This is a genomic window from Alkalihalobacillus phoenicis (genome assembly GCF_047302405.1).
Lineage (GTDB): Bacteria > Bacillota > Bacilli > Bacillales > Bacillaceae_D > Alkalihalobacillus.
The window spans coordinates 3,961,958-3,986,310 of sequence record NZ_CP154853.1; the positions used below are offsets into that span (position 1 = coordinate 3,961,958).

18 protein-coding genes, 3 rRNA genes and 1 other annotated feature are annotated in these 24,353 nt (G+C 41.1%); all 21 genes read right to left on the reverse strand.

Annotated elements, in window-relative coordinates:
* Positions 1–112: 112 nt before the first annotated feature.
* On the reverse strand, positions 113–262 hold the full coding sequence (rpmG, locus tag AA0017_RS18680) for a 50S ribosomal protein L33 (protein WP_413376910.1): 150 nt from the start codon (positions 260–262) through the stop codon (positions 113–115).
* 370 nt (positions 263–632) lie between these two features.
* Positions 633–1,280: an RNA polymerase sporulation sigma factor SigH gene (gene sigH / locus AA0017_RS18685; protein WP_413382711.1), complete on the reverse strand. Its 648-nt coding sequence runs from the start codon at positions 1,278–1,280 to the stop codon at positions 633–635.
* 84 nt (positions 1,281–1,364) lie between these two features.
* A complete protein-coding gene (locus AA0017_RS18690) occupies positions 1,365–1,874 on the reverse strand; it encodes an NYN domain-containing protein (RefSeq protein WP_413376912.1) in 510 nt (169 codons plus the stop codon).
* 5 nt (positions 1,875–1,879) lie between these two features.
* Positions 1,880–2,626: a 23S rRNA (guanosine(2251)-2'-O)-methyltransferase RlmB gene (gene rlmB / locus AA0017_RS18695; RefSeq protein WP_413376914.1), complete on the reverse strand. Its 747-nt coding sequence runs from the start codon at positions 2,624–2,626 to the stop codon at positions 1,880–1,882.
* Complete coding sequence (locus AA0017_RS18700) at positions 2,623–3,048, reverse strand: Mini-ribonuclease 3 (protein WP_413376916.1); 426 nt, start codon at positions 3,046–3,048, stop codon at positions 2,623–2,625. The genes rlmB and AA0017_RS18700 overlap by 4 nt, the downstream gene beginning before the upstream one ends.
* A 1-nt stretch (position 3,049) precedes the next feature.
* Positions 3,050–4,447 carry a cysteine--tRNA ligase gene (gene cysS, locus AA0017_RS18705; RefSeq protein WP_413376917.1) on the reverse strand — a complete coding sequence of 466 codons (1,398 nt, stop codon included), beginning with the start codon at positions 4,445–4,447 and terminating at the stop codon, positions 3,050–3,052.
* Positions 4,448–4,567: 120 nt separating this feature from the next.
* Positions 4,568–5,221: a serine O-acetyltransferase gene (gene cysE / locus AA0017_RS18710; RefSeq protein ID WP_413376919.1), complete on the reverse strand. Its 654-nt coding sequence runs from the start codon at positions 5,219–5,221 to the stop codon at positions 4,568–4,570.
* Between the two features lie 96 nt (positions 5,222–5,317).
* Positions 5,318–5,546, reverse strand: a binding site (T-box leader).
* Positions 5,547–5,600: 54 nt separating this feature from the next.
* Positions 5,601–7,055 (reverse strand): glutamate--tRNA ligase, encoded by a 1,455-nt coding sequence (gene gltX, locus AA0017_RS18715; RefSeq protein WP_413376921.1) that lies wholly within the window; start codon positions 7,053–7,055, stop codon positions 5,601–5,603.
* A gap of 236 nt (positions 7,056–7,291) precedes the next feature.
* Positions 7,292–7,774 carry a 2-C-methyl-D-erythritol 2,4-cyclodiphosphate synthase gene (ispF, locus tag AA0017_RS18720; protein ID WP_413376923.1) on the reverse strand — a complete coding sequence of 161 codons (483 nt, stop codon included), beginning with the start codon at positions 7,772–7,774 and terminating at the stop codon, positions 7,292–7,294.
* Positions 7,767–8,462, reverse strand: a complete 696-nt coding sequence (gene ispD, locus AA0017_RS18725) for a 2-C-methyl-D-erythritol 4-phosphate cytidylyltransferase (RefSeq protein WP_413376925.1) — start codon at positions 8,460–8,462, stop codon at positions 7,767–7,769. The genes ispF and ispD overlap by 8 nt, the downstream gene beginning before the upstream one ends.
* A gap of 250 nt (positions 8,463–8,712) precedes the next feature.
* On the reverse strand, positions 8,713–9,789 hold the full coding sequence (locus tag AA0017_RS18730; protein WP_413376927.1) for a PIN/TRAM domain-containing protein: 1,077 nt from the start codon (positions 9,787–9,789) through the stop codon (positions 8,713–8,715).
* 143 nt (positions 9,790–9,932) lie between these two features.
* On the reverse strand, positions 9,933–11,006 hold the full coding sequence (gene disA, locus AA0017_RS18735) for a DNA integrity scanning diadenylate cyclase DisA (protein WP_413376930.1): 1,074 nt from the start codon (positions 11,004–11,006) through the stop codon (positions 9,933–9,935).
* 7 nt (positions 11,007–11,013) lie between these two features.
* On the reverse strand, positions 11,014–12,390 hold the full coding sequence (gene radA / locus AA0017_RS18740; protein ID WP_413376933.1) for a DNA repair protein RadA: 1,377 nt from the start codon (positions 12,388–12,390) through the stop codon (positions 11,014–11,016).
* 288 nt (positions 12,391–12,678) lie between these two features.
* On the reverse strand, positions 12,679–15,120 hold the full coding sequence (gene clpC / locus AA0017_RS18745) for an ATP-dependent protease ATP-binding subunit ClpC (protein ID WP_413376934.1): 2,442 nt from the start codon (positions 15,118–15,120) through the stop codon (positions 12,679–12,681).
* 18 nt (positions 15,121–15,138) lie between these two features.
* Entirely contained in the window at positions 15,139–16,215 is a 1,077-nt protein-coding gene (locus AA0017_RS18750; protein ID WP_413376936.1) for a protein arginine kinase, read from the reverse strand.
* A gap of 4 nt (positions 16,216–16,219) precedes the next feature.
* The gene (locus AA0017_RS18755) at positions 16,220–16,744 is read right to left on the reverse strand and encodes a UvrB/UvrC motif-containing protein (RefSeq protein ID WP_413382714.1); all 525 of its coding nucleotides are present in this window, start codon (positions 16,742–16,744) and stop codon (positions 16,220–16,222) included.
* 19 nt (positions 16,745–16,763) lie between these two features.
* Positions 16,764–17,237 carry a CtsR family transcriptional regulator gene (locus AA0017_RS18760; RefSeq protein ID WP_003322575.1) on the reverse strand — a complete coding sequence of 158 codons (474 nt, stop codon included), beginning with the start codon at positions 17,235–17,237 and terminating at the stop codon, positions 16,764–16,766.
* A gap of 218 nt (positions 17,238–17,455) precedes the next feature.
* Positions 17,456–18,649 carry a DUF418 domain-containing protein gene (locus AA0017_RS18765; RefSeq protein ID WP_413376938.1) on the reverse strand — a complete coding sequence of 398 codons (1,194 nt, stop codon included), beginning with the start codon at positions 18,647–18,649 and terminating at the stop codon, positions 17,456–17,458.
* 306 nt (positions 18,650–18,955) lie between these two features.
* Positions 18,956–19,071: ribosomal RNA gene (rrf, locus tag AA0017_RS18770) — 5S ribosomal RNA — on the reverse strand.
* Positions 19,072–19,191: 120 nt separating this feature from the next.
* Positions 19,192–22,132: ribosomal RNA gene (locus tag AA0017_RS18775) — 23S ribosomal RNA — on the reverse strand.
* Between the two features lie 459 nt (positions 22,133–22,591).
* Positions 22,592–24,142 (reverse strand): 16S ribosomal RNA (locus AA0017_RS18780).
* Together the 16S, 23S and 5S rRNA genes form the textbook arrangement of a ribosomal RNA operon.
* Positions 24,143–24,353 lie beyond the last annotated feature (211 nt).

Below are 24,353 nucleotides of genomic sequence, written 5' to 3' on the forward strand. Positions count from 1 at the left end.
TTTCTCTCCACCTTCAATGGGCTAAGATGCTCCTCAAAAAGAAATAAGTCTATATCTGGCTCATACAAACGCTTCAAGATAAAGAAGAATATTTCTAAAAAAGAAATGTCTCTTACTTCGTTTCGCGATGAAGTGTATGCTCATTACAAACTTTACAAAACTTCTTCATCTCAATTCGATTCATATGAGTTTGTTTATTTTTGTTTGTTGAATAATTACGAGATTGACAGATACTGCAGGCAAGTGCCACTTTAGTTGACATCGTCTGCCACCTCCTAATAGATCGTACATACACACATTTTCACTCTAGCACAGCTAAAATTGAGTGTCAATTCAATCTCCAAATTAATAGAGATTTCCTTTATCAAATTAAGAGCCTGTAAGTAGCGAGGAAAGAAACCTCCGAAACACTCTGAGCATTAAAATAGGGTTACATAGTTAGCTTACTTCATTCGCTGCATGCCCGCAGCAATCGCGGGTGAGTCGGGTTCTTTCTCGTCAAGGATAAGCAGGAGGTTTTTTCAGTGGCCTATGAACGAAAAGATAGAGAAGTCTATTTGATCTCCCTTCTCATTCTGAGGGCCTGTAACAAAAACAGTACCTGCACATCTAGCAGGTACCGGTCTTAATCCTTATAAAGTAACACCTTTTAATTCAACATATCGCTCTAGCTTCCTCTTTACTCTTTGCAAGGCATTATCAATAGATTTGACATGTCGGTTTAAATCTTCTGAAATTTCTTGATAAGTTCTTCCGTCTAAATAGAGCATCAAAACCTGTTGTTCTAAATCACTTAAGATCTCACCCATTTTTAATTCAATGTCAGCAAATTCCTCTTGATTGATAAGCAACTCTTCTGGATTCGTTACACGTGTTCCACAAATTACGTCGAGTAGTGTACGGTCGGATTCTTCGTCATAAAGGGGCTTGTCCAATGATACATACGAATTTAACGGGATATGCTTTTGTCTTGTCGCCGTTTTAATCGCCGTAATTATTTGCCTTGTTACACATAGTTCTGCAAAAGCTTTAAACGATGATAATTTCTCGCCATTAAAATCGCGAATTGCTTTGTAGAGACCGATCATTCCTTCTTGCACAATGTCTTCGTGATCAGCACCAATCAGAAAATAAGAACGTGCTTTAGCTCTTACAAAATTTTTGTACTTGTTGATTAAATACTCAAGTGCCGCTCCATTACCTAAACGTGCTTGTCCTACTAATTGGTCATCATCAAACTGATCTAAATTCGGCTTTACTACAGTTTCTTGAAGGTCCATGTTCAAAACAATCCCCCCGACCTAGGTGCTTGTTAAATTATAGAAACATTATATAGCACACTTTTCTAGAAGGTCAACTCCTCTTTATAGCCCTCGACGCCATTTTTCAAAAATTTCTGCCATTTCTGAAGTAAGCGTGAGATTTGTTGATTCTTGGCTTTTCTTCGTTTTTTCGACAGCAAGATGAATGCCTTTTTGCATGATTTCTGTTTCCGTTAAAAGCTCTCGCGCCGACTTACGCAAAGCCCCTTTTCCAAATGTGATCGACTGCTCTGTAAAATCCGAAGTGGCCACATGAATCGTCCGATCAAGGCGATTTAATTCGGAAACAAGCTTCTCGATCCGTTCATCAGCCGTTTCATTTTTCCCTGTATAAATCACATCAACTCTGTAATTTTTATACTTTTTTCCAACACCTTCAACCATATGAGCATCAAAGATTACTTTCACTTCATAACCCGTGTAAGCTTGGTATTCAGCCATTACCTCGATCAACTGATCCCTTGCAAGTTCTAAGTCTTTATCTTTTAAGGTGCGCAGCTTCGGCCACGCACCTATCATATTATAACCATCAACTAACAGAATATCTTTCATTGCCTTCAATGACCTAGCGGGTTTCTTTTTCTGTATACTTCATACATTAACAAGCTCGCAGCTACAGAAGCATTCAATGATGTGACTTGACCAACCATCGGAATTTGAATCAAGAAGTCACACTTCTCTTTAATCAACCGACTGATTCCTTTGCCTTCACTACCTATAACAAGGCCTACAGGCATATCATAGGAAGCTTGTCTATAATCTTCGCTGCCTTTTGCATCTGTACCAACAAACCATAAACCACGCTTCTTTAAGTCTTCCATCGTTCTCGCCATATTCGTCACTCGAACAACCGGGATATACTCAATCGCTCCAGTCGACGCTTTCGCAACCGTTTGAGTTAAACCAACGGCACGTCTTTTCGGAATAATCACACCATGAGCACCGACAGCATCCGCTGTTCTTAAAATAGAACCTAAGTTATGGGGGTCCTCTAATTCATCTAGTAATAAGAAAAAAGGTTCTTCATTACGTGATTCTGCTAAAGCAAATAAATCATCGATCTCCTTATATTCATAAGCCGCAATCGAAGCGACAACTCCTTGGTGGTTCGTTGCACTAACAAGCTGCTCTAACTTTTTTTTAGGTGCCTGCTGCACAAGTATTCCATTCTGTTTGGCAAGCTCTATTACTTTGGTCATTTGTCCTTTTTGAGAACCTTCTGCAATCCAAATTTTATTAATTGTATGGCCTGAACGTAACGCTTCTATAACGGGATTTTTCCCAACAATAAATTCCTCACTCACTTGGCTGCACCTCCTTCTTTTTCTTGCAGTAACACTAACATTTTCGCAATGATCTCATCTAGTCGACTTGACTCATCTTGTAAATATAAATAGCCAAGAACCGCTTCAAAAGCCGTTGCATAACGATAAGTTTGTACATCCGTATTCTTTGGCACCGACCCCGACTTTGCATTACGACCGCGCCGCACCACTGCAAGCTCAGCTTCTGAAAAAAAGCCATCATCGATCATTTGATGAACAACGGCCGCCTGGGCTTTTGCCGATACAAAACCCGTAGCTTCCTTATGCAGCTGATGAGGACGTACTTTCCCTTGAGCGATTAAGTGGTAGCGAATATACATTTCTAAGACCGCATCGCCCATATAAGCAAGGGCGAGCGGGTTTAGTTGTTTTAAATCAATATTTGGTTCAATTAACTTCATATTATCCTCGTTTCCATCGTACACCTTGAGCCGTATCTTCTAAAATGATCCCTTTTTCTTTTAAGTAATCACGTATTTCATCTGCTCGAGCAAAGTTTCGTGTGATACGAGCCTCATTTCTCTCTTCAATTAAGGCATCAATTTCTGCATCAAGCATTTCTGCCTCTTCTTTCAAATTAATCCCTAACACAGATGATAATTCATCAAGCATTTCCATAAAGGCTCGCAAGACGTTTTTGGATGTTTGCTCTTCTCGTAAGTAACGATTGGCTTCCTTTGCTAAATCAAATAAAACCGAAATCCCATTAGCCGAGTTAAAGTCGTCATCCATTTCTTCAATAAAACGCACTTTTGCTTTTTCTATTTTTTCGGTCCAATCCCCTGCTTCACCAAAGTCAGCTGATTGTTTAAAACGATGCTCTAAACTTTTTCTGGCCCCTTTTAGACGCTCTAACCCTCTTTTCGCTCCCTCTAAAAGCTCATCACTAAAATTAATTGGACTACGATAATGAGCAGTTAGCATAAAAAATCGGATGACTTCTGGTGAATGCTGTTGAATCATGTCATGGGCCAAAACAAAATTTCCTAGTGATTTCGACATTTTTTCATTATCAATATTAATAAATCCATTGTGTAACCAATAATTGGCCATCGTTTTTCCTGTTAGAGCTTCTGACTGAGCGATTTCATTTTCGTGATGCGGAAACGTTAAATCCTGACCACCCGCATGAATATCGATCGTGTCACCTAAATATTTTTTAACCATCGCTGAGCATTCAATATGCCACCCTGGTCTACCCTTCCCCCACGGACTCTCCCATGAAATTTCTCCTGCCTTTGCATCTTTCCATAAAGCAAAATCAAGCGGATCTTCTTTTCTCACGTCAACTTCAACTCTTGAACCTGAACGTAAATCCTCAATCGACTGGGAAGAAAGCTTTCCGTAACCTTTAAATTTTCTTGTTCTAAAATAAACATCCCCATCTGCCTCATAAGCGTACCCTTTATCAACTAACTGCTTAATGAAGTCAATAATTTCAGGAATTGTTTCCGTTACTCTCGGGTGATCATCCGCTTCCTTTACACCTAAAGCACATGTATCTTCATGGTAAGCTTGAATAAAACGATTTGCTACTTCAAATACATCCTCACCTAATTCATGAGCAGCTCGAATGATTTTATCATCCACATCAGTAAAATTTGAAACAAAATGCACGTCATAACCACGATATTTCAAATAATTTCGTACAACATCATAAACGATCGGCGGTCTTGCATTTCCGATATGAATATAATTGTAAACGGTTGGTCCACAAACATACATTTTTACCTTGCCCTCTTCCATCGGCACAAATGTTTCTTTCTTTTTTGTTAAACTATTATAAAGTTTGATCGACATACGACCTTCTCCTTTTAATTAAAATACCTATCTCTTTATGAATGGTTAAGAATGCCAGGCTCCTATATACATCCTCGACATTTGCCTATAATATATTCTTTCTTACCTATTATGTTCTCATTAAAAATTATTTTTTCTTTCTTGCCCTAACTCTTTTTTCAATTTCGATATTTCGTCTTCTAACTCTTTCAATTTATCCGCGACTGGGTCTGGCAGCATATGATGATTTAAGCTTTTCTCGACCTTGATTCCATCTTGAACAACAATCTTACCTGGGATCCCCACAACTGTTGAATTCGCCGGCACTTCATTAAGCACAACTGAGCCAGCCCCAATTCGTGCATTCTCTCCGATTGTAAAAGAACCAAGAACTTTAGCGCCAGAGGCAATGAGCACTCCATCCTCTACAGTTGGATGACGCTTCCCTTTTTCTTTCCCTGTACCACCTAAAGTCACACCTTGATAAATGGTGACGTTATTTCCAATTTCACATGTTTCGCCAATCACAACTCCCATACCGTGATCAATGAATACTCGTTGCCCAATGACTGCTCCTGGATGAATTTCAACCCCCGTAATAAAACGATTCAATTGTGATAACAACCGACCAATGAAATAAAACTTTTTCTTCCATAGCCAGTGAGCGAAACGATGCATCCAAATCGCATGGACTCCTGAATAAGTGAAAACTACTTCAAACCGACTACGTGCGGCAGGATCTTGGTCAAAAACAACATCTATATCATTTAATAGAGTTTGAAACTTTTTTTTCATCTCCACTCATCCCCCATTATAAGCAAAGCGTTTAGTTTATTTGATGACGCTTATCTCCTCTAAAAGTCAAAAAGCACCTCTATGCACAATTTCGTGCACAGAGGCGCTAACGCGCGGTTCCACTCTGTTTCAATAATGCCACATCTCCGGCATTATTTTTCTCAACTTTGCGTATAACGTCGCAACACGCTTTTCCCTACTTCATTTCAAGAAAAGGCTCAAGGGTGCATGTTCAGAAGCTTCTACTTAAATCACTTTCAGCCATTGGTGATTCTCTCTTTCAAGTTAGAAAAGACTTCTTACTTTTCCCTCTCAACACGTTGTTCTATTAAAATCTAGAATGACATATCATCACAGTCTATGTCATTTTGATTCAATGTTATACTAATTTTTTCAATCTTGCTACAACTATTTCTTTGCCAAGAAGTTCAATCGAATCATCAAGCTCACGACCATGTGTTTGACCTGTTGTAGCGACACGAATTGGCATAAATAATTTTTTTCCTTTTTGCCCAGTCGCTTTTTGGGTTGCTTTGATCGAACTCTTAATATTCGCAGCCACAAATTCCTCTAATTGTTCCAACTCATTTAAAAAGGCTTGCATCACTTCTGGAACTTGCTCTTCATCAAGAACAGCTTGTGCTTCTTCATTATACTCAATTTCCTCTTTAAAGAACAACTCTGTCAACTCTACAATTTCAGCACCATAGTGAAGTTGCTCTTGATAAAGTCCGACAAGACGTTTCACCCACTGAGCTTGTTCAGTGCTCATCGCCTCAGGAAGACGACCAGCTTTCACTAAATGGGGCACAGTCAGTTCTAGAACTTCATCCAAATCAGCTTTTTTCATATACTGATTATTCATCCAAGCTAATTTATCTGTATCAAAGACGGCTGGTGATTTCAAGACACGCTCTAGGCTAAATTGCTTCTCAAGATCTTCTAATGAGAAAATTTCTTCTTCACCAACTGGAGACCAGCCAAGTAAAGCAAGGAAATTAACGATCGCATCTGGACGATACCCAAGGTCTTTATATTGTTCAACAAATTGAATAATTGACTCATCACGTTTACTCATTTTTTGTCTATCAGCATTTAGAATTAAGGAAGCATGGGCAAAGGTTGGGGCTTCCCAGCCTAACGCTTCATACAATAATACTTGGCGTGGTGTATTCGATAAATGTTCTTCTCCACGAATGACATGGGTAATTTTCATCAAATAATCATCGATAACAACCGCAAAATTATACATTGGTACGCCATCTTTACGGGCAATAACAAAATCACCAATTCCGTCTGATTCAAAGGAAACGTCACCACGAACGGCATCTTCAATTTTAATCACTTTTCCTTCAGGAACACGGAAACGAATGACTGGTTTTAACCCTTTCTCTTCATAAGCTTTTCTTTGTTCGTCGGTTAAATCACGATCGCGTCCGCTGTATTTTGGCGTTTCACCTTTAGCAAGCTGTGCTTCGCGCTCTGCTTGTAATTCCTCTTCCGTCATATAACAGTAATAAGCATTGCCTTTAGCAAGTAATTTTTCTAAATACTCTTGATAAATGTCCGTACGCTCCATGCTTCGATAAGGACCATAAGGGCCCCCTACATCAATGCTCTCATCCCAATGAATACCAAGCCACTTTAAGCTCTCCAATAACTTCTCCGTCGCACTATCCACATTTCTTGCTTGATCGGTATCTTCAATTCTTAAAATGAATTGTCCACCTTGATTTTTCGCATATAAATAGTTAAATAGGGCTGAGCGTGCACCACCAATATGTAAATGCCCAGTCGGACTTGGGGCAAAACGTACGCGAATATCTTTTGTCATCTTTCTACACTCTCCGTTTCTAATTATATGAGCAACATGTACTCATTTTACTTTTCTTATTTTAGCACCAACTAAAGGGCAATCGTCAAGTGTCGATCTTTCTTTAGAGGCGGCTGAAAAACAGTCGACACTTTAGCTTACTCCTCAAGCTGCATACCCTACGCGTTCCGCGGAGCGCAACCGAAGCGAAGCATTGGATAACATCTTTCTTCCTTACCCTTTTAGCACTAACTATTTTACCCTTGTTTTGCTTGTAATAAAATGACGGCTTGTGAAGCAATTCCTTCACCACGGCCTGTAAACCCAAGTTTTTCTGTCGTTGTCGCCTTTACATTGATTTGCGAAACACCGGCCTCCAGTAGTTCAGCGATTCGATGTCTCATTGACTCAATGTGAGGAGCCATCTTTGGTCGTTGAGCAATAATCGTACAATCTAAATTGCCTAGCTCATACCCTTTTTCCTTCACGATTTGCCATACATCGATTAATAACTTCGCTGAATCGGCATCTTTAAATTCTGCTGATGTATCTGGGAAATGTTTGCCGATGTCACCTTCCCCAATCGCCCCAAGTGCAGCATCCGCAATTGTATGTAGTAAAACATCAGCATCTGAATGCCCTAATAAACCTAGTTCATAAGGAATCGTAATCCCACCTATAATAAGTGGTCTATCTTCTACTAATTGATGTACATCAAAACCTTGCCCTATTCTAAACATCTTCATTCCTCACTTCCATTCCAATGATTGCTTCAGCAAATAATAGATCTTCTTGTGTCGTAATTTTTATATTAAAATAGTCACCTTCCACAATTGTTACTGGCTTGCCATACCATTCAACAAGACTCGCATCATCCGTTCCTAACTTCTTTTCTATAAATGCCTTGTTGTGGGCTTGTTTGATTAAATCAACTTGAAAAGCTTGTGGTGTTTGGACAGACCATAACTCTGAACGTTCGAGTGTGTCTACTACTTGTTGATTTTCGACTTTTTTAATCGTATCTTTTACTGGAACAGCTACAATCGCCGCCCCATCCTTTGCGGCCGTTTCGACTAATTCATGAATAACGGTTCGCTTCACAAATGGCCTTGCCCCATCATGGATTAAAACCATTTTCCCATCTTCAATCTCATCTAATCCACATTTTACACTATCTTGCCGCTCTGCCCCACCAGGAATAATCTTTTTTGTTTTTTCGTAACAATCCCCATCAATTAAATCGGCTAGAAGCTCTACTTCACCCTGATGAGCGACCAAAACGACTTCATCACACCATGGATCTTCTTCAAAAAGCGTCAACGTATGTAACAAAAGTGGACGATTTTGCAGTTCAATTAATAACTTATTCTTTCCTGCTTTCATCCGTTTCCCCTGACCAGCTGCCAAAAGAATGAGACTATACCTCATTACATTCTCTCCATTTCACATTTTCTTGCTCTTATTTTAGCATGATTACGAAAAAATTGATTTAATAAACCTTACTTGCTAAAAATGGCTCGTAACAATAACCTGCAGCCTCCAAATATTCACTTGTTTGACGAACGTAATCATTATCCAATAAAAACCATCAAAAAAAGTAGATGAAAAAGCACACTGGGCTTCTCACCTACTTTATTATAAGACTTATCTTGTTAGCCCTACTCTATTGTGACTCTTTTTATAGAGCTTTTTCCAATACTTTAGGCTTAGCAAAAATCATACGACCCGCACTCGTTTGTAAAACGCTCGTCACGATTACATCGATATGTTTACTAATAAAGTCTCTTCCGCCTTCTACAACAATCATCGTTCCATCATCTAAATAAGCAACACCTTGATGATGCTCTTTTCCGTCTTTAATGACTTGAACATTTAACTCTTCTCCAGGAAGAACAACTGGCTTAACAGCATTTGCTAAATCATTTATATTTAGCACTGATACACCTTGAAGCTCACACACTTTATTTAAGTTAAAGTCGTTTGTCACTACAATACCCGAAGTGATCTTCGCTAATTTCACTAACTTGCTATCCACTTCATGAATCTCTTCAAAATCCCCTTCATAAATTTCAACATTGATAGGGAGTTCTTTTTGAATTTTATTTAATATATCTAAACCTCTACGACCTCGATTGCGTTTTAAAACATCAGAAGAATCAGCGATATGTTGTAATTCTTCTAGAACAAAACCAGGAATCACTAAAGTGCCCTCTAGAAAACGAGTTTTGCAAATATCGGCAATACGTCCATCGATAATGACACTGGTATCCAATATTTTAAGATCAGAGTCTGTCTTCGTATCATCTTTTTTCTTATCTTTACCTAGCTGCTTTGTCACCGTAAAAACTTGAACAAGTTCATCACGTTTTTTAAAGCCAATTTGGAACCCAAGATACCCTAACAAAAGCGTTAGAAAGATTGGAAGTATCGTGCTAATTACAGGGATTTCCACTGCATTTAATGGAATAAGAAATGCCACAATAAGTCCAATAATTAACCCCATCGTACCAAAAAGAACGTCTGTTACAGGTGCTTTAACAATTGCTTCTTCAAGAACTTTAATAAACCCAACAAAATGATCGGCTAACCATAAACTAATTATAAATAATAGCAATGCACCAATGACGACGCCTACGTATGGGGATGCCACCCAACCAGAACCTAAATCCAATAATTGAATAACTTCAGGGATATAGATAAAACCTAACGTTCCACCAACTAATATAAAACATAATTGAATTATCCTTCTCAACACTTCTTTTTCACCTCCTTGTAACTATTATAGACAAGTTTCATAAATCAAAACCTAGCAAACTGCATTTCACATAAAATTCCATCTTTATCGGCATTTTTTCTTGAAAAGGACATCATTTTTAAGGAAATCACGCCACTTCAATATTAGATATGGCGGTCAACGAACAACTGTTCTTGAATGCGATTTAAGCCATTTTTAATCATTTTAGCCCTTGCTTCCCCAATTCCTTCTACTTCATCTAATTCATCAATACTTGCAAACATAATATTAGCCAAATCGCCGTATTTATCGATCAAATTTTCAATAATGAGTGTAGGCAAGCGCGGAATTCGATGGAGAATTCGATAACCTCTTGGCATAACAGATTGCTCTTGCACATTAGCCATTCGACTATAACCCAATGTTTTGACAATCTCGTTATCGTCTAGTAACTCGGGTGATTCGACTTTCGTTAATTCACGCAACGTGTCATAGACATCCGTTTTCTTTTCTTTCACATAATCCTTTAATAAGTAAATAGCCTCTTTTTCAATATTTGATACTAACTCATTTAACTGCATCGTAATAAGGCGACCTTCATCCCCTAATTCATTCACATAATTAATAATTTCACGTTTGATTCTCAAAACCATTTGAACACGATGGATCACTTGAATCACTTCTTGAAATGTGACAAGTTGTTCAAATTCTAGAGCCCCTAAATTTGTAATGCCTTGATCTAAAACAACTTTATATTTCTCAAGTGTTTGTACTGCTTGATTTGCTTTCGTTAAAATCACACCAATATCCTTTAAAGAATAACGGTTTTCACCTTGATACAACGTAATAACATTTCGTCTTTGCGAAATTGAAATCACTAAATTCCCTGTTTGTTTAGCGACACGCTCTGCTGTTCGGTGGCGAATCCCAGTTTCATTCGATTCAATTCCGTTGTTTGGAACAAGCTGTGTATTAGCATATAAAATTCTCGTCCCATCCTCATTTAATATGATGGCTCCATCCATTTTAGCTAATTCATACAAATAAGCAGGTGAGAAGTCACAATTGATAAAAAAACCACCATCCACAATATTCATCATTTCGTTGTTATAACCAAGAACAATTAGACCTCCTGTGTTCGCCCTTAACACATTATCAATTCCTGCTCTTAACGCCGTCCCTGGTGCAACAAGTCTTAAGACACCTTGAATAAAATCTCCCTTCTTGCGCTCATCCATTCTCCAATTACCCTCCTAACACTGCATCCAATGCTTCTTCTAATGTTGAAACTCCAATCACTTTGATACCTTTTGGAACACTCCATCCACCGATATTTTTTTCTGGGATGATCGCTCGTTTAAAACCTAATTTGGCCGCTTCATTCACTCGTTGTTCAATCCTCGAAACCCTTCTTATCTCACCCGTTAGCCCTATCTCGCCAATGGCAACATCCATAGGATTTGTGACTTGATTACGGAAACTAGACGCAATGCTAATTGCTACCGCTAAATCAATGGCCGGCTCATCTAACCTGACCCCACCAGCAACATTTAAATAGGCATCCTGATTTTGTAATAATAACCCAACTCTTTTTTCTAACACAGCCATTAATAAAGAAACACGATTATGGTCAATTCCTGTTGCCATCCTTCTTGGATTCCCAAAGCTTGTCGGGCTTATTAAAGCCTGTAACTCGACTAACACAGGACGTGTACCTTCCATCGATGCAACGACAATTGAGCCTGCTACCCCTTGGGAACGTTCTTCAAGAAAGATTTCAGAAGGGTTTAACACTTCCTCTAAACCGAGCTCCTTCATTTCAAAAATGCCCATCTCATTCGTCGAACCGAAACGATTTTTGACTGCTCTTAAAATTCGATACGTATGGTGTCGCTCCCCTTCGAAATAGAGCACGGAATCCACCATATGTTCTAACAACTTCGGACCCGCAATTGAACCTTGTTTCGTAACATGACCGACAATAAAAATAGAAATGCCTCTTGTTTTAGCAATTTTCATAAATGCGGCTGTACATTCTCGAACTTGGGCTACACTTCCCGGGGCTGAAGCAATTTCCTCTTGATAAACCGTTTGAATCGAGTCAATGACGACTAAAACTGGATTCACCTCATCAATGGCTTTTTCAATAAAACTAATATCAGTCTCTGCTAATACATATAATTCTGCTGTGCTAAGATTCAATCTGTCAGCCCTAAGCTTCGTTTGCTTGACCGACTCCTCACCCGATATATATAAAACCCTCTGATTATGTTCGGCTAATTTTGATGAAAGCTGTAAAAGGAGGGTTGACTTACCAATACCCGGGTCTCCCCCAACTAAAACAAGTGAACCAGGAACGACTCCTCCTCCTAGAACTCGATTTAGTTCCACCATCGTCGTATTAATTCTAGGTTCCTTTTCACTTTCAACTTTGGTAATTGATTGTGGTTTTGCCGTTCCTAGATTGGCCGACGTTACATAGCTTCTACTAGAGGGCTTTGCCGTTTGGTCAAACTCTTCCACCATCGTATTCCAACCTTGGCAACCAGGACATTTCCCCATCCATTTTGCCGATTCATACCCACATTCTTGACAAACAAATTTAGTTTTCTTCTTTGCCACTTAATCAACCTACTTCCTTGCACATTACTTGCCTTTATTGTAGCAAAGATTTTTATAAAAAAGTTCAATATATAACTCTTTTTACATATGATGTTACTTTTTAACGAATATCATGTATGACACCTTTTAGTCTATGGCAAAAAGCCAGGAGATTATGACAGCCCCTGGCTTTTATTATAACTTTTGTACATCTTTAGGTGAGTGAACACTAGGGCTATTATTCTTTCACTGATGCACACTTATCATTCACTGAACCAATCGACTTTTTCGACTCCACCTATTTACTTGTTAAACCTTTGCGTCCTCTTTTGTGACAACGTATAAGGCATCATCCTTCACATCAATTACCGCTTTTTGCCCTTTAGAAATCGTTCCTTTTAGAAGCTCTTCTGAAAGACGATCTTCCACTTGTTTTTGTAAGGCACGACGTAATGGACGGGCCCCGTACTCTGGGTCATAGCCAATATCGGTAATTTTATCTAATGCTTTTTCCGTTAATTCTAATTCAATGCCTTGTTCATAAAGACGTTTCTTTAATTGTTCGGCCATTAAATTTGTAATTTCACGGACATGTTTTTTCTCTAATGAGTGGAAAACAATAATTTCGTCGATACGGTTCAAAAATTCTGGACGGAAGCTACGTTTTAATTCACCCATTACTTTATCTTTCATATCCTTATACTCTTGACCTTCACTTTCAATCGCAAAGCCAAGGTATTTATTACGTTTTAAAGCACTTGCTCCAACGTTTGAAGTCATAATAATCGCTGTGTTTCTAAAATCAACTGTACGACCTTTTGAATCCGTTAAACGTCCATCCTCAAGTACTTGCAACAAGATGTTGAATACTTCAGGGTGGGCTTTTTCAATTTCATCTAACAAGATAACCGAATAAGGCTTACGACGAACCTTCTCCGTTAATTGGCCACCTTCCTCATGACCTACATATCCAGGAGGAGAACCAACCAAACGACTTGTCGCATGTTTTTCCATATACTCAGACATATCAATTCGAATGACAGAATCCTCATCACCAAACAGTGTTTCAGCAACGGCACGGGCTAATTCGGTTTTTCCGACTCCTGTTGGCCCTAAGAAAATAAAGGAACCAATCGGTCGTTTTGGATCTTTAAGCCCGGCTCTCGCACGGCGTACGGCTTTTGAAATAGAAACAACTGCTTCTTCTTGCCCAACCACACGACCATGAAGAATTTCTTCCATTCGTAGTAAGCGCTCCGTTTCTTCCTCAGCTAATTTCGAAACAGGTACTCCTGTCCAGCTCGCTACAACTTGTGCGATATCATCGACAACTACTTCTGTATTTTCTTGGCCTTGCTTTTTCTTCCATTCATTTTTCATTTCATCGACTTCTTCTCGTAAACGTTGCTCAGAATCTCTTAATGAAGCAGCCTTCTCAAACTCTTGGCTTTGAACCGCAGCATCTTTTTCTTTACGAGTCTCTTCTAATCTTTGCTCTAACTCTTTTAAGTTAGGTGGTGCTGTATAAGAACGTAAACGCACTTTCGATGCCGCTTCGTCAATTAAATCAATCGCTTTATCTGGTAAAAAACGATCCGTAATATAACGATCTGATAGTTTTACAGCTTCAGAAATCGCATCATCTGTAATCGTCACACGATGGTGGGCCTCATAACGGTCCCTCAATCCGGTTAAAATTTGAATCGATTCTTCCAGAGTTGGTTCATTTACTTGAATTGGTTGGAAACGGCGCTCAAGAGCCGCATCCTTTTCAATATATTTACGATACTCATCTAAAGTCGTGGCCCCAATACATTGTAATTCTCCACGGGCTAAAGAAGGTTTTAAAATATTGGAAGCATCAATCGCTCCTTCTGCCCCACCAGCCCCGATTAATGTATGAAGCTCATCAATGAATAAAATGACATTGCCTGCTTGGCGAATTTCATCCATGACTTTTTTCAAACGGTCTTCAAACTCACCACGGTATTTTGTTCCCGCCACAACCGTACCCATATCAAGAGTCATTACTCGTTTATTTCGTAGCGTCTCAGGTACTTCATTGGCAATAATCGATTGAGCTAACCCTTCTGCAATCGCCGTTTTACCGACACCTGGCTCCCCAATTAAAACGGGGTTGTTTTTGGTACGGCGGCTCAGAACTTGAATCACTCGCTCAATTTCTTTGCTACGACCGATAACAGGGTCTAATGCGTCTTCTCGTGCAATCGCCGTTAAATCACGGGCTAAACTGTCTAAAGTAGGCGTGCTTGCATGACTTGCTGCCCCACTTTGCTGAGAGGAGCTCCCTACTTCGTTACTACCTAATAGCTGTAGTACTTGCTGACGGGCTTTATTTAAGCTCACTCCTAAATTATTTAAAACTCGCGCTGCTACCCCTTCGCCTTCACGGATTAACCCTAATAAGATATGCTCCGTGCCAACATAGGAATGACCAAGCTTACGAGCTTCATCCATCGATAATTCAATTACTTTTTTCGCACGAGGTGTATAATGTATCGTTTTGGACCCTTCTTGGCCTTTGCCAATTAAAGTCTCAACTTCTTTTTGGATTTTTTCAGAACCTAACCCTAAAGCTTGTAAGGCCTTTGCCGCAATTCCTTCTCCCTCACGAATTAATCCAAGAAGAATATGCTCTGTGCCAATATTATTGTGCCCTAAGCGAATCGCTTCTTCTTGTGCCAATGCTAATACTTTCTGTGCTCGCTCTGTAAAACGTCCAAACATCATTGACGTCCACCTCCATCATTAATTATCTGTCTTTTCCTCTAACAATAATCGCTCGCGTATTAATGCTGCTCGCCGCTCATCACGTTGATCAGCATTCAATACATCCCCTGCAAACTGTTGTAAGAAGCCGGGTTGGGTTAAAATCATTAACTCGTTGAGTATATTCCCTGAAATCCCTTCGATTAACCCTAAATCAATTCCTAATCTGACATCTGATAATCGTTGGGTTGCTTCTTTAGATTCTATGATCCGGCTATTAGATAAAATCCCATATGAGCGATAAACTCGATCTTCAAGCTGAAGCTTAGAATTTTCCATTAAATACTGCCGAGCCGATTTCTCCTGATGGATCAGTTGTAAAACGACTCCCCGTAAGTCTTCCACGATATCTTTTTCGGATTTTCCTAACGTCAACTGATTGGAAACTTGAAATAGGTTACCTAAAGCTTCGCTACCTTCCCCATAAATTCCTCTAACAACTAAACCTAATTGATTAATTGCTGGTAAAATTCTATTTAATTGTTGGGTCATAGCTAAAGCCGGTAAGTGCATCATCACAGATGCTCGTAACCCTGTCCCTACATTTGTTGGGCAACTCGTTAAATAACCATGTGTCTCGTCAAATGCATAAGTTAATTGCCCTTCCAACCAATCATCGATAGAACTTGCCGTTTCTAACCCCTTTAATAGCTGAAACCCAGGAAATAAACATTGTATTCGAAGATGATCCTCTTCATTCAACATAATACTTACCGATTCATCTTCACTTAATAATACGGCTCCACACTTAGATTGTTCCGCTAAACTAGGACTGATCAAATGTTTTTCTACAAGGACTCGCTTTTCATTTACCCGTAGTTCATCCATTAATAAAAGCTCAACAGGACCAATTTTTTCATTTTCTTTCTCTTGTAATGCCTGCTCCACATACTTCACAATCGCGTGAGACTCTTCTGTCGACGCTAATAAAGGAAATTTAAATTGCTTTAAGTTTCTCGCTAAGCGCATTCTACTGCTTAACACAATTTCAGATTCACATCCAGACTCTTTCATCCAAGGACTAATGGCTTCAGAAATAAAACGTTGGAGTGACATTAGCTCATCCCTCCTCTTGATTATTTAATTGGGCCGTTATTTTTTTCATTTCATCACGAATATGGGCTGCCTGTTCAAACTCTTCATGTTCAATATGTTTTTTCATCTCTTCTTTTAATGCATTGATTTTTCGTTTAAGCTGAATACTTCCACCAATTCGATTAGGTATTTTCCCTGTATGTGCTTTGTTGCCGCTATGAACCCTTTTTAAAATAGGCTCTAATTTGCTTTGAAAGCTTTCGTAACAATTCGCACATCCAAACCTACCGATTCTTGTAAACTGCTCATAAGTCATCCCACAGTTTTCACAAGTTAAATTATGAATCTGGGCTGCCTTCCCTTGTACAGGTTGCTCAAAATTTAATAATCCTGATAATAATTGATGAATAGAGAAGCTATTCGTTCCAGGGAATTGCTCCCCTTTTTCACGAGCACATTGCTCACATATATGGAATTCTGTTTTTTCACCGTTAATAATCTTCGTAAAATGTAATGTAGCCGGTCTTTCTTGACAATCTTGGCACTTCACCACTCATCACCACCTCACATCAGTCTTCGGTATCAATATACTTTAATGTGTTTAGCATCGCCCTTAATAAATTAGCCCGAATTTCATCTCTATGTTGAATCGACGTCTGAAAATTCGTTCTCTCCATAACACTTAACATTAAGTTACTTTCTCTTTTGGTAATCGCCTGCTCTTCATACAAACGAATAATGATATTTTCAGCCGCTTGCTGATCAATCCCTCTACCAATTAATTGAATAATTTGATCAAACAAGGCCATCTCGTTATGAGGACGGACTTTAATGATTCTAATATAACCGCCGCCCCCTCGTTTACTTTCAACTAAATACCCTTTTTCAATCGTAAAACGAGTGCCGATCACATAATTAATTTGGGAAGGTACACATTGAAATTGACGAGCCAACTCACTTCGCTTTATTTCGACAATATCTCCATCACTATTTAAGAGAATTTTCTTTAAATAGCCCTCAATAATATCTGAAATATTTTTCAACTTCACCCCTCCCCTCTATACAACAATTGACATAAACCTACATTTTTTGACTTTGACTATCTTTGACTATATGTACATTATAAGCAACAGCCAAAAAAAGTGCAACAAACTTACACCACCTAGTATAGCCATACGTTTTTGGAAACATTCTTTAACAACTCTACATAACAAAAAAACCAGTAATTACTAAATAACTGGTTTTTTGGCTAACTATGCAATTACTTTAAACGCTGTAACTTCCCATAAGTAAAGGAACGCCATAACCATTCTAACGGTCCATATTGAAAGTATTTTAACCATACATAACTATTGATAAGCTGAAGAGAGAAGATCATGACACTCAGCCCTATTCCTATTCTTAGATTGATTTCACCAAACAACCCAGCACCCACAAAAATTGAAATTCCTATTATAGACTGTATTAAATAATTAGTTAAAGCCATACGGCCAACATACTTAAATGGACTTAGGCTCTTTGCCCAAAACCTATGTTGCAGTAGGAATAATAAGCTAGTAAGATAAAACAAGGATACACTTAGCCCACTAATCGTTATCATAGTTTGTAAATAGATATGAGTCAAAACACCCAAGTTAAACAAATCTAAGTGTAATAAAACAATAAAAATTGAAATCGGCAAACTAATAATTAAAGTAATCCACCAGACATACTTAAGAAAACGTTTATTCGTCTGGAAATTACTAATGAGATTTCGTTTACCAATATAAAGTCCAACAAGAAACATATAAAAAGCTGATAAGATAGAAAAGGGTAAATTCTCTAAAATCGGTATAAACTCATGATGAAATCGATACTTTATCCACTCCATATAGTTCGAATCCTGGTAATAGTCAATCGCCCGCTCTACCTTTTCAGTACCCTCTGCTTGTAAAACGAGTAATTCTTTCTCTACTTCCACTGGAGATGCAAAGAAATTCAATGATAACAGACTTATTAAAACTACCGTAAGAACCCACCATGTAATAAGCAAAGCTTTGGAGCTTTGTTTATAAAAAATGATTAGAAGAAAACCCGCTAATGCGTATGTAAGCAAAATATCTCCATACCATAGTAAAATAATATGAATGAACCCTATTATCGCTAGGAAAAGTAATCTTCGAACATACATCCTAACATAAGGTTTTCCCTTTTCTTCCCCGTTTTTCATAAATATATAAAAGCCTAAACCAAATAATATTGAAAAGATCGAAAAGAACTTTGTTTCAATAAATACATCTAATAATATTCGCAGCCACTGATCAGTAGTTGATAATGGAAAGGTTACAAAATTAAGATCAGCTATTAATTTTGGTGTTTGAAACAAAGGCATATTTACTAATAAAATTCCAAATAAAGCGATACCTCTTATGATATCTAATGAATCTATTCTAGTATTAAGATTTTTTATCAACATGGTTAGAATATTTTCCCTTTCCGATATAAACTTTACTATTTAATTTGCTTTTATCAACAACATCTTTCCAAATTTGCATTGATCAGAAAATATAAATTATTCAATTTTCGATCTTTTCTACTTATAATTATAGTCTATAAAATTTTCTAATTGGCTCAGTCTGAAGGCTGATTTTATCTTTTAATATGGTTTCTTTTAGTTCTCATCCCCCTAATTTATTGTTTTAGTCGAGGCAGAACTCTTCAGCGCCTGAGCGTTCTCTTTATGCATAAAAAAAGCACATCCCTATTGGAATGTGCTTTATCTGCCTGGCAACGTCCTACTCTTGCAGGGGGAAGCCCCCAACTACCATCGGCGCTGAAGAGCTTAACGGCCGTGTTCGGCATGGGAACGGGTGTGACCTCTTCGCTATCGCCACCAGACTTTTGACGTCCGATCCCCTATGAAGGGTCTCTTCGTCAAATAGACGTGATGTCTATTGAATTGTTGAGAGGATTCTCTCAAAACTAGATAATCGATAAAACATGATGTCAAGAATAATAATGGATAAGTCCTCGACCGATTAGTATCTGTCAGCTCCACGTGTCGCCACGCTTCCACACCAGACCTATCAACCTCATCATCTCTAAGGGGTCTTACTGGATTAACTCCATGGGAAATCTCATCTTGAGGGGGGCTTCATGCTTAGATGCTTTCAGCACTTATCCCTTCCACACGTAGCTACCCAGCGATGCTCCTGGCGGAACAACTGGTACACCAGCGGTGTGTCCATCCCGGTCCTCTCGTACTAAGGACAGCTCCTCTCAAATTTCCTGCGCCCGCGACGGATAGGGACCGAACTGTCTCACGACGTTCTGAACCCAGCTCGCGTACCGCTTTAATGGGCGAACAGCCCAACCCTTGGGACCTACTTCAGCCCCAGGATGCGATGAGCCGACATCGAGGTGCCAAACCTCCCCGTCGATGTGGACTCTTGGGGGAGATAAGCCTGTTATCCCCAGGGTAGCTTTTATCCGTTGAGCGATGGCCCTTCCATGCGGAACCACCGGATCACTAAGCCCGACTTTCGTCCCTGCTCGACTTGTAGGTCTCGCAGTCAAGCTCCCTTTTGCCTTTGCACTCTACGAATGATTTCCAACCATTCTGAGGGAACCTTTGGGCGCCTCCGTTACTGTTTAGGAGGCGACCGCCCCAGTCAAACTGCCCACCTGACACTGTCCCTGAACCGGATCACGGTCCGAGGTTAGAATGTCAGCACAGTCAGGGTAGTATCCCACCGACGCCTCCACCGAAGCTAGCGCTCCGGCTTCCAAGGCTCCTACCTATCCTGTACAAACTGTACCAACATCCAATATCAAGCTACAGTAAAGCTCCATGGGGTCTTTCCGTCCTGTCGCGGGTAACCTGCATCTTCACAGGTACTATAATTTCACCGGGTCTCTCGTTGAGACAGTATCCAAATCGTTACACCATTCGTGCGGGTCGGAACTTACCCGACAAGGAATTTCGCTACCTTAGGACCGTTATAGTTACGGCCGCCGTTTACTGGGGCTTCAATTCAGAGCTTCTCCCGTAAGGGATAACCCCTCCTCTTAACCTTCCAGCACCGGGCAGGTGTCAGCCCCTATACTTCGCCTTGCGGCTTCGCAGAGACCTGTGTTTTTGCTAAACAGTCGCTTGGATCTTTTCACTGCGGCTCTCTCAGGCTATTCACCTTAATAGAGCACCCCTTCTCCCGAAGTTACGGGGTCATTTTGCCGAGTTCCTTAACGAGAGTTCTCCCGAGCGTCTTAGAATTCTCTTCTCGCCTACCTGTGTCGGTTTACGGTACGGGCACCTCTCACCTCGCTAGAGGCTTTTCTTGGCAGTGTAGAATCAGGAACTTCGGTACTAAATTTCCCTCGCCATCACAGCTCAGCCTTCGCGAGAAGCGGATTTGCCTACTTCTCAGCCTAACTGCTTGGACGCACATATCCATCAGTGCGCTTACCCTATCTTTCTGCGTCCCCCCATTACTCAAACGGTGAGGAGGTGGTACAGGAATTTCAACCTGTTGTCCATCGCCTACGCTTTTCAGCCTCGGCTTAGGTCCCGACTAACCCTGAGCGGACGAGCCTTCCTCAGGAAACCTTGGGCTTTCGACGGAGGGGATTCTCACCCCTCTTTTCGCTACTCATACCGGCATTCTCACTTCTAAACGCTCCACCAGTCCTCACGATCTGACTTCGCTGCATTTAGAACGCTCCCCTACCACTTACACCTGAAGGTGTAAATCCATAGCTTCGGTGATACGTTTAGCCCCGGTACATTTTCGGCGCAGAGTCACTCGACCAGTGAGCTATTACGCACTCTTTAAATGGTGGCTGCTTCTAAGCCAACATCCTGGTTGTCTAAGCAACTCCACATCCTTTTCCACTTAACGTATACTTGGGGACCTTAGCTGATGGTCTGGGCTGTTTCCCTCTTGACTACGGATCTTAGCACTCGCAGTCTGACTCCCGAGGATAAGTAATTGGCATTCGGAGTTTGACTGAATTCGGTAATCCTGTGGGGACCCCTAGTCCAATCAGTGCTCTACCTCCAATACTCTCACCTCGAGGCTAGCCCTAAAGCTATTTCGGGGAGAACCAGCTATTTCCGAGTTCGATTGGCATTTCACCCCTACCCACACCTCATCCCCGCATTTTTCAACATGCGTGGGTTCGGGCCTCCATTCAGTGTTACCTGAACTTCACCCTGGACATGGGTAGATCACACGGTTTCGGGTCTACGACGGCGTACTCATTCGCCCTATTCAGACTCGCTTTCGCTACGGCTCCGCTTTATCAGCTTAACCTTGCACGACATCGTAACTCGCCGGTTCATTCTACAAAAGGCACGCTGTCACCCATTAACGGGCTCCAACTAGTTGTAGGCACACGGTTTCAGGATCTCTTTCACTCCCCTTCCGGGGTGCTTTTCACCTTTCCCTCACGGTACTGGTTCACTATCGGTCACTAGGGAGTATTTAGCCTTGGGAGATGGTCCTCCCGGATTCCGACGGGGTTTCACGTGTCCCGCCGTACTCAGGATCCACTCTGGAGGAAACGAAGTTTCGGCTACGGGGTTGTTACCCTCTTCGACGGACCTTTCCAGGTCGCTTCACCTACTTCGTTTCTTTTTGACTCCGTATAGAGTGTCCTACAACCCCAAGAGGCAAGCCTCTTGGTTTGGGCTGATTCCGTTTCGCTCGCCGCTACTCAGGAAATCGCATTTGCTTTCTCTTCCTCTGGGTACTTAGATGTTTCAGTTCCCCAGGTCTGCCTTCTCATACCCTATGTATTCAGATATGGATACCATCCTATTAAAGATGGTGGGTTCCCCCATTCGGATATCCCCGGTTCAAAGCTTACTTACAGCTCCCCGAGGCGTTTCGCCGTTCGTCGCGTCCTTCTTCGGCTCCTAGTGCCAAGGCATTCACCGTGCGCCCTTTCTAACTTAACCATTTTGGTTGCAAATCAACGTAAAAATAAATTTACCGTTGCTTTTGGCCAAATTTGACTTGCGATTTTCGATGAATCGAATCTCGTTGGTCGTATTATCAAAGGTTTGATATGAATTCTTGACATTCTCGTTCGTCTATCGTTATAGACTCCGATGAATTAATCATGTTTATCTTATTATCTAGTTTTCAAAGAACCACTTGGCTGCGAATCAACGGCGGATTTCTTCGTCCATTTCCTTCTTCCGATTCTCACGTGCTAAAGCACGCTCCGATTCTCCAGAATTTCATGTCCTCGAACTCCTTGTTGCTTCTTGCCAACAGACTTAGATGTTCGATATTCTCAAACGTCTTAGCTGTTTTAAATTTGAAAGATTAGCTCTTTCAAAACTGAACAAAAAGACCGAAGCGCCTTACACATCAAAGATGTATAAGTTCGACTAGAGTTAAATACTCCATAGAAAGGAGGTGATCCAGCCGCACCTTCCGATACGGCTACCTTGTTACGACTTCACCCCAATCATCTGTCCCACCTTAGGCGGCTGGCTCCAAAAGGTTACCCCACCGACTTCGGGTGTTACAAACTCTCGTGGTGTGACGGGCGGTGTGTACAAGGCCCGGGAACGTATTCACCGCGGCATGCTGATCCGCGATTACTAGCAATTCCGGCTTCATGTAGGCGAGTTGCAGCCTACAATCCGAACTGAGAATGGCTTTATGGGATTGGCTCGACCTCGCGGTTTTGCTGCCCTTTGTACCATCCATTGTAGCACGTGTGTAGCCCAGGTCATAAGGGGCATGATGATTTGACGTCATCCCCACCTTCCTCCGGTTTGTCACCGGCAGTCACCTTAGAGTGCCCAACTTAATGCTGGCAACTAAGATCAAGGGTTGCGCTCGTTGCGGGACTTAACCCAACATCTCACGACACGAGCTGACGACAACCATGCACCACCTGTCACTTTGTCCCCCGAAGGGGAAAGCTCTATCTCTAGAGTGGTCAAAGGATGTCAAGACCTGGTAAGGTTCTTCGCGTTGCTTCGAATTAAACCACATGCTCCACTGCTTGTGCGGGCCCCCGTCAATTCCTTTGAGTTTCAGCCTTGCGGCCGTACTCCCCAGGCGGAGTGCTTAATGTGTTAACTTCGGCACTAAGGGCATCGAAACCCCTAACACCTAGCACTCATCGTTTACGGCGTGGACTACCAGGGTATCTAATCCTGTTTGCTCCCCACGCTTTCGCGCCTCAGCGTCAGTTACAGACCAGAGAGTCGCCTTCGCCACTGGTGTTCCTCCACATATCTACGCATTTCACCGCTACACGTGGAATTCCACTCTCCTCTTCTGTACTCAAGTCTCCCAGTTTCCAATGACCCCTCGGGGTTGAGCCCCGATATTTCACATCAGACTTAAAAGACCGCCTGCGCGCGCTTTACGCCCAATAATTCCGGACAACGCTTGCCACCTACGTATTACCGCGGCTGCTGGCACGTAGTTAGCCGTGGCTTTCTGGTTAGGTACCGTCAAGGTGCCGACCTATTCGAACGGCACTTGTTCTTCCCTAACAACAGAGCTTTACGATCCGAAAACCTTCATCACTCACGCGGCGTTGCTCCGTCAGACTTTCGTCCATTGCGGAAGATTCCCTACTGCTGCCTCCCGTAGGAGTCTGGGCCGTGTCTCAGTCCCAGTGTGGCCGATCACCCTCTCAGGTCGGCTACGCATCGTCGCCTTGGTAAGCCATTACCTTACCAACTAGCTAATGCGCCGCGGGCCCATCCCGTAGTGATAGCCGGAGCCATCTTTTACAAAAGAACCATGTGATTCCTTTGATTATCCGGTATTAGCACCGATTTCTCGATGTTATCCCAGTCTACAGGGCAGGTTGCCCACGTGTTACTCACCCGTCCGCCGCTAACCTCTGGGAGCAAGCTCCCTTTGGTTCGCTCGACTTGCATGTATTAGGCACGCCGCCAGCGTTCGTCCTGAGCCAGGATCAAACTCTCCGTTAAAGGATAAGCTGATTCGCTCATTTTTGCTGGCTAGCTTCAGTTTTCACTGAAGTTCCATTTGCATTGATTTCTCAATGACTAACATTGACGAGATACCTTGTATCTCTTTAATTCGCTTGGCTTTTGTTCAGTTTTCAAAGAACTCGTTTCGCTTTAATAGCGACTTGATTAGTGTAACAAAATCATCTTTGTTTTGTCAACAACTTTTTTA